Here is a 12,903-nt window from a genome sequence, read left to right on the forward strand (position 1 = left end):
AGGACAAGCCTTGTCGTCTTGCTCCTCGGAATGACCATTTGTCGGAGTAGGATTATAAAATGACTGAAAGGTGGTGAAATTATGAAGGTAAAATGTGATATCTGCAAGACAGAGATAGAAGAAGATGAAGCCATGAAGGAAGGAGAGGCTGTCTTTTGCGAGGAGTGCTACATGGAGAAGACAAAAAAGAGGTGTTAAAAGGAACTCTGTCCCTCCCTCTGAAGGAGACCTGAAAATCTTTCAGGGGAGAGGGAGAGGAAAGGGGAACTTCTACATGCTGGTAAAAAATTGGATGTCCAAGGATGTCATTACAGTTGACATTGATGATTCAATGAAGACTGCCACAAAGTTAATGGAAGATTACAATATTCGCCGCATCCCTGTTCTGAAGAAGGATAGATTAAAGGGGATAGTATCATACCTTGACATTAACCGCGAATCTGCTTCCCAGGCTAACGCCCTGGCAGTCAGTGAACTGAATTACCTTATTGAAAAGATTAAAGTGAAGGATATCATGAGTCCCAACCCAAAGACTATCTCACCCCATGATACGGTTGAAGAGGCGGCAGTGGTCATGTTAGAACAGAAGATCGGCAGCCTTCCGGTGATTGATTCTAATGGAAAACTGATAGGCATAATTACCGAATCCGATATATTCAAAGTCCTTATCAGTATGACCGGGATTAAGCAGGGCGGTATTCAGTTTGCCTTTAATCTTCACGATAAGTCTGGTTCTATTAAGGAGGTAGCCGATGTATTCCGGTTCTATGGGGGAAGTATGCTTAGCATCATGACCTCCTATGAACATGCTGAGGAAGGCTATCGGCAGGTTTATATCCGCATGAAGAATATTGATAGGGGAGAACTCGACAAGTTAATAAATGAACTAAAAAGATTCGACCTTCTGTATATTGTGGACAACCAGGAAAAAACCAGAAAGATATTTTATGAGTTCTGAGATACCCCAATGATGCACCATCCTTGACAAAAGTTCTGGCAGTAAAAACACAACCTATGGAAGATAAAGGATTTGTTGAAGTAGCTCCAAGTCTGCCCCTTTCAAAGACCTTTTATTATCAGGTACCGGAAAACTTAAGGGACAGCCTGGAGATAGGCAAAAGGGTGCTGGTTCCTTTTGGCAAAAGGAGGATAACCGGTTATGCACTGGGATTCCCTTCAGAGATCGAGATCGAAGATACGAAAGATGTCCTTGATGTCCTTGATGATTCCCCTCTGTTTAGCAGAGACGAGTTGAACTTTTACCGCTGGGTCTCAACCTACTACTTTTCTCCTCTGGGGGAAGTGATAAAGACTGCCCTTCCAAAGGGTATTAATATCGAGACATTACAAACACTTTCCCTTACTGAAAAAGGCACAGGCATTCTCGCCTCATCCAATGGCAACTCTCCTGTTTATCCCGCTGGAGATGCTTTTCCTGGTGAGACTTACCGGATATTAAAGGAAATTTCAGGGAAAAAAGGTGTTACATTGAGGCACCTTATAAAGAGGTTCTTTATAAACAACCTCCGTTCTCTTTTGTTTAATTTAAGGGATGAGGGGCTGGTTAATATAGAATTCAAACAGAAAGTGAGGCAGATCAAGCCTAAAACCGAGAGCTTCGTAAGGTATCAGGGGAATAGCCTGTCCAGAGAAGACTTTGCCTCCTCTGTGGATATATTGGAAAAAAAGGCACCCAAACAGGCTACCATATTGAGATTTGTGCAGGACAAAGAGAAGGTCTCTTTTCGAATGCTTAAAAAAGAGTTCGGCAATCCATCCGTCAGTGTTAAAAGGCTTAAGGAGAAGGGATTAATCTCTGTGTCCCGGGAAGAGGTGTATCGTGATCCCTTCGCAGAGTATCCTTATAGCCAGGATACTCCACCAGGGTTGATGAAGAGGCAGCAGGAAGTCCTAGGCAAAATTATTAAAGGAATCAATTCAGGCAAGTTTTCTCCTTTTCTCCTCCATGGTGTGACAGGAAGTGGCAAAACCGAGGTTTATCTGAGGTCTATTGAAGAGGCGATGAGATTGGGCAAAGAAGCAATCGTCATGGTTCCCGAGATATCTCTGACACCTCAGTTGGTGAACCGCTTCAGGTGGCGATTCGGCAACAACATAGCCCTCTTACATAGCGGGCTATCGGAAGGGGAGAGATACGATGAATGGAGACGAATAAAGAAAGGGGAGGTTAAGATAGCCGTAGGGGTTCGCTCTGCCATCTTCGCCCCTTTTGAAAATCCTGGGATAATTATCGTAGACGAAGAACATGAGACTTCCTACAAACAGGAAGATAAACTACGATACAGTGCAAGAGATCTGGCAATGGTAAGAGGTAAGCTGGCAAAGGCAGCAGTAATTATGGGTTCAGCCACACCCTCTCTGGAATCTTATTATAATTCAAAAACTGGCAAGATGACCCCCTTGAGTCTGCCCGAGAGGATCGAGAATAGGCCCCTCCCATTGGTAGAAGTGGTAGACATGAGAGATGAGGTTAAAGAGAGTCCCCGGGAGGGTCTGATATTTTCAAAGAGATTGAAAGACGCTGTCGAAGAGGCTCTGACAAAAGAAGAGCAGATCATTTTATTTCTAAACCGACGAGGGTTTGCAACCTTTGCCATCTGTGAAGAGTGTGGATTAATTATTAAATGCCCTAACTGCAGTGTTTCCCTTGTCCATCATCTCAAAGGGGATGCCCTCCATTGCCATTACTGTAATTATTCCAGACAAATACCAAACCTCTGTTCAGGATGCAGAAAGCCGGGGGTTCGATCGTTTGGGCTGGGTACCCAGGGGGTAGAGGAAGAAGTAAAGAGGCTTTTCCCTGATGCCAGGGTTGCAAGAATGGACAGAGATACTACTACCAGAAAGAGATCTCACCACAGGATATTAGAGAAGTTCGAAGCAGGAGAGATAGATATACTCATTGGCACCCAGATGATCGCCAAGGGACATGATCTGCCAAAAATAACTCTGGTAGGGGTTATCTCTGCCGACACATCTCTGGGTTTCCCTGATTTTCGGGCAGGTGAAAGAACCTTTCAGCTGTTGACTCAGGTAGCCGGCAGGGCTGGAAGGGGGACACTCCCGGGAAAGGTTATTATCCAGACCTTCAATCCCGAGCATTACAGCATACAACAGGCAAGACTCCATAATTTCACAAATTTTTACAAAGAAGAGGTTGTTTTTCGGAGAGAATTGAACTATCCCCCTTTTTGCCGTCTTATTAACTTCAGGATTTCAGGTAACAGCAAAAAAGGTGTGGCAGAATACGCCGGGGATCTGGGAAGGCTTTGTGATGACCTGTTAGGGAAAAACAGTGCCTACCATAAGTATATCGAAATACTCGGGCCGGTTGTTGCTCCCCTTGAAAAGTTAAAAGGTAGGTATCGATGGCAGATGTTAATCAAGGGCAAAAAATCAAATCTGCTCCATTCTTTTGCAAGACAGGTAATGGAAGAAGCACCTTTGAGGATAAAGGCGAAGGGGGTTGCATTGTCAGTGGATGTTGACCCGGTTAATATGTTGTGATTATTTTTAATAGTAGTTTTTCGAAGATCCTTTCTTGAACATAAAAAATAACCTGAAACTTGTATAAAAAGGGAACTGTAAGATGTCTATCTTAAAAATCCTGACATATCCTGATCCTGTCCTGAAAAAGAAGGCAAAGCAAGTTGAAATTATAGATGAAAAGATAAAAAAGCTGGCAGAGGATATGGTCGAAACTATGTATGCCGCTCCGGGGATAGGTTTAGCGGCTCCTCAGGTTGGCGAGTCTCTTAGGGTGATCATCGTTGATGTAACTCGCAAAGGAGAGGATCTCGTAGTATTGGTTAACCCGGAGATAATCTCGGGAGAAGGTGAGTGTGCAGAGGAAGAGGGCTGTTTAAGCGTACCAGACTTTAAAGAGACTGTCTCGAGAAAGAAGAAGGTGATAGTTAAAGGGTTAGATATTAAAGGAAGGGAAATACAGATACCTGCAGAGGGTTTACTCGCAATTGCCTTTCAACACGAGATAGATCATTTAGACGGGATTCTTATAATAGATAGAGTTAGCTGGCTGAAAAGGGATATTTTCAAAAAGAAGCTAAAGAAAAAAAAGAAATAGTATTCCTGGAAAAATGAAGATTGTATTCATGGGGACACCAGATTTTGCTATCCCTGCACTGGATCTCCTTATAGAAAGCGGGGAAAATATAGTTGGTGCATTAACAATGCCTGATCGCCCTAAAGGGAGAGGAAGAAAGCTAAAAGCTCCGCCGGTTAAAGAAACGGCAGAGCGTCATTGTATCACCGTATTTCAGCCTGAAAAAATAATAGACGATCCCTTTATTTCAAAATTGAAAGAATTAAACCCGGATGTAATTGTTGTGGTAGCATTTGGGCAGATTCTATCAAAAGAAATCCTTAAAATCCCGCGATTTGGTTGTGTCAATCTACATGCATCTCTCCTTCCCAGATACAGGGGAGCCGCCCCCATTAACTGGGCTGTTATAAACGGGGAAAAGGTGACAGGTGTAACTACCATGCTTATGGATGAGGGATTAGACACAGGAGACATCTTGCTTCAACAGGAAGTGGGGGTAGAGGAGGAGGATACTGCCGAGAACCTCCATGATAAATTGGCAAAAACAGGGGCAAAATTGTTACTGGAAACCCTCCACAGGTTAAAAGAAGGTAGCATAACTCCCGTTCCCCAGAATCATTCCAAGGCAACCATAGCTCCCATGTTAAAAAAGGGAGATGGGTTAATAGATTGGGGAAAGGAGGCAGTTCGGATATCGAACCTGATAAAAGGTCTCACCCCCTGGCCTGGTGCCTTTACCCATCTCCAGGATAAGATACTCAAGATCTTTAAGGGTATTGCACTGGGAGAAGATTCAGAGGATAATACCCCGGGAACCATTACAGAGATGAATGAAAAAGGAATAAAGGTTTCTACTGGTAAAGGGGTTCTTTTAATAACAGAGGTACAGCTGCAGGGTCATAAAAAAATGGGGATAGCTGATTTTCTCAGAGGGCACAAATACAAAATCAGCATGGGTACTACCTTAAGGTGAAGATGGATTCAAACTTATCACAGGATGTTAAAAAGGCAGTCAAGTCTCAGAAACCGATATTTGTAGGTCTACTGGCATTTTCCTGCCTGATTGTGCTTGCCGTAGCCTTTTTTCTTTGGTGGGTGCCGTATATAGGGCTGGTCAATATCTACCACGGTTTGCCTTTGATTTATGGAGGTATTTTGGCAGGTATCGTCCTGGTAATAATAGCCGGTATAGTGCTCTTAATCTCAACTGTGGTCATGGAGAAAGAAATATTTCTTTCTCATGAATTAAGAGGGGCGGTAGTACATATAGTATTTCCATTAATGGTATTTCTGGGCAGACTTTTAGGAATACCAAAGGAAAGGATTCAGCAGTCTTTTGTTGAGATAAATAATCAACTTGTTCTCTCCATGCCCTTTAAGGTAAAACCGGAAAGGTTGCTGCTATTGATGCCACATTGTCTTCAGGACAATGAATGTAAGGTAAGGATTACAGGAAATGTAAGAAACTGTGAAAGGTGTGGAAGGTGTGAAATCAAGGAGTTAGTGGAATTGGCTGATGAGAATGATGTAAAACTCTCTGTAGCCACGGGAGGAACCATTGCCAGAAGGATTGTAGTAGAAAACAAACCAGAATTAATTATTGCTACAGCCTGCGAGAGAGATCTTACCAGTGGTATTCAAGACAGTTACCCTATACCGGTTTATGGTATACTAAACAAACGACCTTATGGGCCCTGTTTCAACACTCAGGTGGACATGGATGAGGTTAAACAGGCAATGAGGTTATTTTTAAGGTAAATCATTTACAGGGGGAAAAGATAAAGTCAGCCCGGCAGATAGCATTGGAGATATTGGAGAAGGTGGACACCCAGGGGGCATACGCGGATATCTCCCTGGATATTGTAGTTAGAAAGAATAATCTCCTCACCACTTTAGACAAAGCCTTCATTACGGAACTGGTGTACGGCACCCTTCGATGGCAAGGAAAGATTGACTGGATTATAAACCGGTTTTCTAATATCCCCCTCAATAAACTGGATTCCCGGATATTAAATATAATGAGGCTTGGGGTTTATCAGCTACTTTTTTTAACCAAAGTGCCCCCTTTTGCAGCAGTTAATGAATCGGCTAACCTGACAGAACTTTACGGGCATAAGGGTAAAGTAGGATTTGTAAATGCCAATCTTCGAGCAGTTGACAGGGAACGGGATAAAATAGAGTACCCTGATATTGAAAGAGGTCCCGAATTCCACATATCTGTGGTATATTCCCATCCCCTCTGGATTGTGAAGAGGTGGGTAAAGACCTTTGGGGTAGAAGCTACTATCGATCTCTGCCAGAGCAATAATGAGACCCCGCCCCTTACGATCAGAACCAACACATTAAAGACATCAAGACAAGAACTGTTCCATGCGCTGGAAATGAATGTAAAAGAGGTATCTTTAACCCCATGCTCCTCTGAAGGGCTACAGGTTAGAGGCGCTTCTGACATTACAGCAATTTCTTCCTTTGAAAAGGGTTTGTTTCAGGTTCAGGATGAGGCATCCCAGTTGGTGGCTTATATCATAGCTCCCAAACCAGAAGAGAGGGTGCTCGATGCCTGCTCCGCACCGGGTGGCAAGACCACCCATATGGCACAACTGATGGAAAACAGAGGTGAGATATTTGCCCTTGATATCAACTCCTCCAGGCTTGCCCTTCTTGAGGAGAACTGTAAAAGGCTGGGGATTACCAATGTGAAAGCCTTCAAAAAAGATGCCTTGCTCCCACTGGGATTTTCAGAGAAATTTGATAGAATCCTGGTTGATGCTCCATGTTCTGGTATGGGAGTGTTTAGAAGGAACCCTGACAGCAAATGGAAGAAAAGAGAAGAAGAGATTGCCCCTCTTAAAAGGCTTCAATCAGGCATTTTGAATAATCTGGCATATTACCTGAAGGAAGATGGCTTAATGGTTTACAGCACTTGTACTGTTACTCCTGAAGAGAACGAGGAGGTTATTGATGATTTTCTTGCAAATCACCCAGAGTTTGCTTTGGACAGCATTTCAGAGGTTCTTCCAGCCAGTTGTTGTTCTCTGGTCGACAATCGGGGGTTCTTTAAATCCTATCCTCACCTCCACGACATGGACGGCTTCTTTGCTGCCAGATTAAGAAAAAAGGGAATTAAATCTTGACAAACGTCTTCAGGATTATGTTAAGATGCATAGGATTGCGATTTCTCAATTAATTTGTTTATACTGAGAGAGCTTTGAAGAAGTCCCCTGAGAGCGAATTCATAGATTTTTTGGGGAACCTTTCTTAGTCCGCCAGAGGCAGATAGAAAATTCACATGTTTGACCCGCCAGAGGCGGGGAGTTTGTAAATTTTCAATGGAGCGAGCTTAGATGGGTCAAAAAATGCCTGCCTGTGCGATGCACACAGACAGGTATACTGAAGAGAAAGGGGGTACTTCTTCAAAGCTCTCACTGAAATAACAAGGACGGGACATGGCTCAGCCCGGTAGAGCACTGCGTTCGGGACGCAGGGGTCGGGGGTTCAAATCCCCCTGTCCCGACCATTAAAAATCAGGAGGTTTAAATGAAGACGAGGGTCACAGAACTCTTGGGAATAAAATATCCTATAATCCAGGGGGCAATGGCGTGGGTTTCTCTCCCTCCACTTGTAGCTGCGGTTTCCAATGCAGGGGGACTTGGGATACTGGGATCATCCTTTATGCAGCCCGAGGAACTCAAAGAAAACATAAGAGAGACAAAAAAGCTTACCCGGAAGCCCTTTGGTGTTAATTTTATGCCGGAGAACCCCGCACTGGAAGATCTCCTAGACATCATAATAGAAGAAAAGGTGCCGGTAGTCAGTTATGGCAAGGGAAATCCAAAGAGGATTATAGAAAAGACAAAACCCCATAATATAATAAACCTTCCCACTATGGGGGCAGTCAGACATGCTATTAAAGCGGAGCAAGATGGTGCCGACATCGTTATTGTTCAGGGAACCGAAGGGGGTGGTCATACAGGCTTTGTTGCCAGTTCCGTATTAGTGAGAATGGTTGCGGAAAGGGTCAAGATACCTGTAATAGCCGCTGGCGGATTTGGCGATGGAAAAGGGCTTATTGCCGCTATGGCACTGGGAGCTGAAGGAATTTCTATGGGAAGCAGATTCATAGCTACCCAGGAATGCCCTATCCCCCAGCATGTTAAGGAATGGATAACCCGTTCCGGGGAAGAAGATACCGTAGTTACAGATAACCTGACCGGTATACGCTGCAGGGTACTGAAGAACAAGTTTTCCCAGAGTCTTCTGGAGATGAAAGAAAGTAATGTCTCTCCCTGGGAGATGATGCAGCACGCCAGAGGCAGATTCAGAAAGGCTTTTTATGAAGGTGACTTAGAGTGGGGATCCATTGCCTGTGGGCAAGTCGCCGGGGTTATCAACGATATCCCGACCTGTAAGGAACTCATTAACCGTATCGTTAAACAGGCAGAGGAGATAGTAGTTCCCCTTAAGGAAAAGGTATTATCTTAAAAACTATCTGGTCTTCCTAGAGTTTTTTGATCTTTATCATAGCTCTGCGCTGTGTCTTGGGAAGCTTTTTTGATGGCCCTTTCTTTTGAGTGTGAATAGCCTCATTAACGGGTTCATCATCAAGCTCGTCATTGTACCCCTTCTCTCTGGCAAAGACCGCCATCTCCATCCTCATCTCAAATTCGCCAGAAGGTATAACAGCGGCACCTCGCCTTTCAGAAAAATCGACTATCTGACGGTCAGAGGTTACCACAACCACCTTTTCCCTTGCAACCTTAACAACCCTCTTTATCACTTCATCTGCTTCTTCGCCTTTTTTGGAAAATATAATATTTATCCCTCTGTCCCTGGTTCTCTCCTGTTTAATACCACCCCCCTTACAGCCGTCAAAAACCACGGTAATCCCGTGGTTCTTTACCTTCTTATAGGCAACCAGTCTGCTGATTAACTCATTCCGCCCCTTCTCTATATCCATGTGGTCCAATCTGCTCAAGACCGGGGACCGCTTAATCAAATTGTATCCGTCGATAATTATATGAACAGCCATTTAGAACTCCTGAGAACCAAGCAGAGGGTTGGTTTGTGATATAGTAGCAAAATAACTGAGGTTCATCAATATATATTAACAGGTACCCAACCTGATTCCTATATTCTGCATCCCTTTCATCACAAATATAAATTTCTTGACATGACAACAGGGCGTTGATATTCTAACTTAAAGACTCTAGAAAAACCATATAAACGTGCTGTTGCTCAAAGGAATTCCCTTTTAAACAATGGCACTTAAATAGAGGGCAGCTATGAAAAGAAAAGCCAAGATTCAAAGAAAAACTTCCGAGACTGATATTAAGGTAGATCTCAATATCGATGGTTCGGGGCGATATGATGTAGATACCTCTGTCCCCTTTATGGATCACATGTTGTCTTTGATGGCTAAACATGGTTTCTTTGATTTAAAGATTAATGCCAGGGGCGACACCTCTGTAGATTTACATCACACCGTAGAGGATGTGGGTATATGCCTGGGTGAAGGATTTAAGCAGGCATTGGGGAAAAAGGATGGAATTGTAAGATACGGTGAGGCATCGGTACCCATGGTTGAGGCTATGGCATCAGTTGTGCTGGATATCTCGGACAGGCCTTTTCTGGTCTATAACAGTAAACTGAAGAAAGGTAAAACAGGTGAATTTGACGCAGAATTGATATGGGAATTTTTCAGGGCATTCAGCAGCAGCGCCGGAATAACCTTACATATCAATGTTATGTACGGTAAGGACACCCATCATACAATTGAAGCTGTCTTTAAGGCATTTGGCAGAGCATTAGATAAAGCCACCGCAATTGACAGGAGAATAGAAGGGGTGATGTCCACGAAAGGCAAGTTATAAATGGCGAAGGGTTTTACTGCTGTAGTAGATTATGGGATGGGAAACCTGAGAAGTGTCCAAAAGGCATTGGAAAAGATTGGCAGCAGGGCAATCATAGCCAATACTCCAGGGCAGATTTCAGATGCCTCTTCAGTCATATTGCCGGGTGTGGGAGCGTTTGCAAAATGCATGAACAATCTGGAAAAGCTGAGTCTTGTGGATTCCATATACAGAGCTATCGAAGCAGGCAAACCTTTTCTGGGAATATGTCTGGGGCTGCAGATTTTATTCACAGAAAGCGAAGAGTTTGGTAACCCAGGGGGGCTGGACATCATTAAAGGAAGGGTAATACGGCTTCCCGCCAATCTTCCAGTAGAGGACAGTAATAACCCGGAGCAAAGGGCACGATTAAAGGTCCCTCATATGGGATGGAATTCTTTGAAATTCAGGAAAAGGGCTCCTGTGTACGAACACATAGACAACGCCTCATATTTTTATTTTGTCCACTCGTTCTACGTTGTTCCCGAAGATGAGAATATAATATCAACCACAACAACTCATGGAATCGAGTTCACATCCAGCATCTGGAAGGATAACATCATTGCCATGCAGTTCCACCCGGAAAAGAGCCAAAAATTGGGGTTACAGATTTTGAAAAACTTCAGTAAATTAAAATAGATGGGACTCCCGTGTGAAACGGGCATGATAGACATGAACAAAAGGTGTATATTGCCTTTCATAAAATTAATGATTATCTGGATAAGCCTTATAATGATGGGGTGTGCACAATTGAAAGCTGCAAGGGCACCTCAACCTGCTGTTGAAAAGATCGCTGGCATTAATACAATTGCCATAATACCATTTCAAACAATAGTGAAAGAAACAAAAAATAGGGGGGTTGTCAGCTGCCCGATATGTGGAAACCTATTCAGAAGCGGGGAGATTCTGCCAAATGCTGAAAAAAGGCTTGCCAACCTTTTCTATCAGAGGCTAAATGCCTTAGAGGTCTATAGAGTGTTACCCATGGATCAGGCAGGGGGGGCTATTTCCAAGGCGTTATATGATGATTTAAAAGCATCCCATCTTAAAATGGCGGTCCAGGTTGGAAAAGAGCTCAATGCAGATGCAGTTTTAGCAGGTTTTGTATTTCGTTACCAGGAGCGTGAAGGATATGCTTATTCAGTCAGCAGGCCGGCATCAATAGCATTCGAAGTGCACCTCATCAGCCTAAAAGAGGATAAAAGTATCTGGGAAGGTTCCTTTGACGAAACCCAAAAATCTCTCAGTGAAAATGTACTCAAATTGTATGCATTTCTCAAAATAGGAAGCAAGTGGTTAACTGCGGATGAGCTGGCAGAACAGGCAGTTGAAGATGTATTAAAAAAATTCCCCGGATTAAGAAGAAAATAGCATGGGTTAAATTTTTATGATTATTATACCTGCCATTGATTTAAAAGAGGGAAAATGCGTTCGCCTTATGCAGGGTCAGATGGATAAAGTCACTGTCTTTTCCAATGATCCTTCTGAGATAGCTATGAGATGGGAAGATAAGGGAGCTGAATTAATACATGTTGTAGATCTGGATGGATCCATTGCAGGCACTCCAAAGAACAGAGAGGTCATAGGTAAGATAGTTAAATCAATAAACATTCCCATCCAGCTTGGTGGTGGAATAAGAGACCTGGCTGCCATTAATCAGTACATCTCAGTTGGTGTGAACAGGGTTATCATGGGGACGATAGCACTTGAAGCCCCGGATTTGATAAAACAGGCCTGTCAACTGTACCCTGGGAAAATCCTGGTGGGCATTGATGCAAAGGACGGAAGGGTCGCTATCAGGGGTTGGACAGAGGTTACTGAAAAGAAGGCAGTAGATGCAGCAAAAGAAGTTGAAGGTTTTGGCGTTGCAGCATTTATTTTCACTGATATTAAAAGGGACGGAATGCAGACAGGTCCAAATATAGAAAGCACAAAGAAGCTGGCTCAATCTGTTGCCATTCCCGTTATAGCTTCAGGTGGAGTGAATACTATCAGTGATATTGACGAGCTTATGAAGATAGAAAAATATGGGGTTTCCGGGGTTATAGTTGGAAGGGCAATATATACGAACTCACTCAGATTGGAAGATGCGATAAGATTAACCCGTGAGTAGGGGTGATCCGACGGATCACCCCTACTATATTTACGGCTTACGGTATAAGAGGTTACTGATGTTAGCTAAAAGGATAATACCCTGTCTGGACGTCAAGGATGGACGCGTAGTTAAGGGGATAAACTTCATTAGTCTCAGAGATGCAGGCGATCCTGTGGAAAATGCCAGGGTGTATGACCAGCAGGGAGCAGATGAACTCACCTTTCTGGATATCACCGCCTCTCATGAGAAGCGGGATATAATACTCACTGTAGTTGAGAGGACAGCAGAAGAGATATTTATGCCCCTTACCGTTGGTGGTGGAATCCGTGACATTGAGGATATACGTAACCTGCTCAATGCCGGTGCAGACAAGGTCTCTATAAATACCGCTGCCGTGAATAACCCTGACTTTGTTGGAGAGGCAGCTGAAATGTTCGGAAGCCAGTGCATTGTTGTGGCAGTAGATGCAAAGAGGACAGGAAACGGGGGATGGGAGGTATACACACATGGCGGCAGAAGGCCAACAGGCATAGATGCACTGGAATGGGCAAAAAAAATGGAGGAGATGGGGGCAGGGGAAATACTGCTTACCAGCATGGACTGTGATGGCACCAAAAATGGTTATGATATTGAACTAACAAGAGCTGTCTCTGACCTTACAGGCATCCCGATAATAGCCTCTGGAGGGGCTGGCACACTGGAACACCTATTTGAGGCACTTATGGGTGGGAATGCTGACGCAGTCTTGGCCGCTTCCATCTTCCATTACAGAGAATATACTATTCGTGAGGCAAAGGAATATCTGAGAGAAAAGGGTATCTGTGTGAGATTGTAGC

General features: G+C 43.7%; 13 protein-coding genes and 1 tRNA gene. 13 read left to right on the top strand and 1 reads right to left on the bottom strand.

What is annotated here, in order from left to right; all coding sequences use genetic code 11:
- Positions 1–274: 274 nt before the first annotated feature.
- From AB1401_05455 to AB1401_05490, 8 genes are all read left to right on the top strand, one after another.
- Complete coding sequence (locus tag AB1401_05455) at positions 275–958, top strand: CBS and ACT domain-containing protein (protein ID MEW6614894.1); 684 nt, start codon at positions 275–277, stop codon at positions 956–958.
- 23 nt (positions 959–981) lie between these two features.
- On the top strand, positions 982–3,528 hold the full coding sequence (priA, locus tag AB1401_05460; protein ID MEW6614895.1) for a primosomal protein N': 2,547 nt from the start codon (positions 982–984) through the stop codon (positions 3,526–3,528).
- A gap of 82 nt (positions 3,529–3,610) precedes the next feature.
- Positions 3,611–4,105: a peptide deformylase gene (gene def, locus AB1401_05465; protein MEW6614896.1), complete on the top strand. Its 495-nt coding sequence runs from the start codon at positions 3,611–3,613 to the stop codon at positions 4,103–4,105.
- Positions 4,106–4,118: 13 nt separating this feature from the next.
- Positions 4,119–5,057, top strand: coding sequence for a methionyl-tRNA formyltransferase (fmt, locus tag AB1401_05470; GenBank protein ID MEW6614897.1), 939 nt, complete (start codon positions 4,119–4,121; stop codon positions 5,055–5,057).
- 2 nt (positions 5,058–5,059) lie between these two features.
- Complete coding sequence (locus AB1401_05475) at positions 5,060–5,842, top strand: DUF116 domain-containing protein (GenBank protein MEW6614898.1); 783 nt, start codon at positions 5,060–5,062, stop codon at positions 5,840–5,842.
- A gap of 20 nt (positions 5,843–5,862) precedes the next feature.
- Positions 5,863–7,218 carry a 16S rRNA (cytosine(967)-C(5))-methyltransferase RsmB gene (gene rsmB, locus AB1401_05480; GenBank protein ID MEW6614899.1) on the top strand — a complete coding sequence of 452 codons (1,356 nt, stop codon included), beginning with the start codon at positions 5,863–5,865 and terminating at the stop codon, positions 7,216–7,218.
- Between the two features lie 306 nt (positions 7,219–7,524).
- Positions 7,525–7,601, top strand: a tRNA-Pro gene (locus tag AB1401_05485).
- Between the two features lie 20 nt (positions 7,602–7,621).
- A complete protein-coding gene (locus AB1401_05490; GenBank protein MEW6614900.1) occupies positions 7,622–8,566 on the top strand; it encodes a nitronate monooxygenase in 945 nt (314 codons plus the stop codon).
- A 16-nt stretch (positions 8,567–8,582) separates the two neighbouring features.
- Here AB1401_05490 and AB1401_05495 read toward each other — a convergent pair whose 3' ends face one another.
- A complete protein-coding gene (locus AB1401_05495) occupies positions 8,583–9,113 on the bottom strand; it encodes an NYN domain-containing protein (protein MEW6614901.1) in 531 nt (176 codons plus the stop codon).
- 253 nt (positions 9,114–9,366) lie between these two features.
- On the opposite strand from AB1401_05495, the gene hisB reads away from it, so the two are divergent.
- From hisB to hisF, 5 genes are read left to right on the top strand one after another with little or no spacing between them, the layout of a single operon-like run.
- Complete coding sequence (gene hisB / locus AB1401_05500) at positions 9,367–9,954, top strand: imidazoleglycerol-phosphate dehydratase HisB (protein ID MEW6614902.1); 588 nt, start codon at positions 9,367–9,369, stop codon at positions 9,952–9,954.
- Positions 9,955–10,611, top strand: coding sequence for an imidazole glycerol phosphate synthase subunit HisH (hisH, locus tag AB1401_05505; GenBank protein MEW6614903.1), 657 nt, complete (start codon positions 9,955–9,957; stop codon positions 10,609–10,611).
- A gap of 51 nt (positions 10,612–10,662) precedes the next feature.
- Positions 10,663–11,343 (top strand): hypothetical protein, encoded by a 681-nt coding sequence (locus AB1401_05510; GenBank protein MEW6614904.1) that lies wholly within the window; start codon positions 10,663–10,665, stop codon positions 11,341–11,343.
- Between the two features lie 16 nt (positions 11,344–11,359).
- Positions 11,360–12,085, top strand: a complete 726-nt coding sequence (gene hisA, locus AB1401_05515; protein MEW6614905.1) for a 1-(5-phosphoribosyl)-5-[(5-phosphoribosylamino)methylideneamino]imidazole-4-carboxamide isomerase — start codon at positions 11,360–11,362, stop codon at positions 12,083–12,085.
- 58 nt (positions 12,086–12,143) lie between these two features.
- Positions 12,144–12,902 (top strand): imidazole glycerol phosphate synthase subunit HisF, encoded by a 759-nt coding sequence (gene hisF, locus AB1401_05520; protein MEW6614906.1) that lies wholly within the window; start codon positions 12,144–12,146, stop codon positions 12,900–12,902.
- Position 12,903 lies beyond the last annotated feature (1 nt).

It is taken from the genome of Thermodesulfobacteriota bacterium, assembly GCA_040757775.1.
GTDB lineage: Bacteria > Desulfobacterota > UBA8473 > UBA8473 > UBA8473 > UBA8473.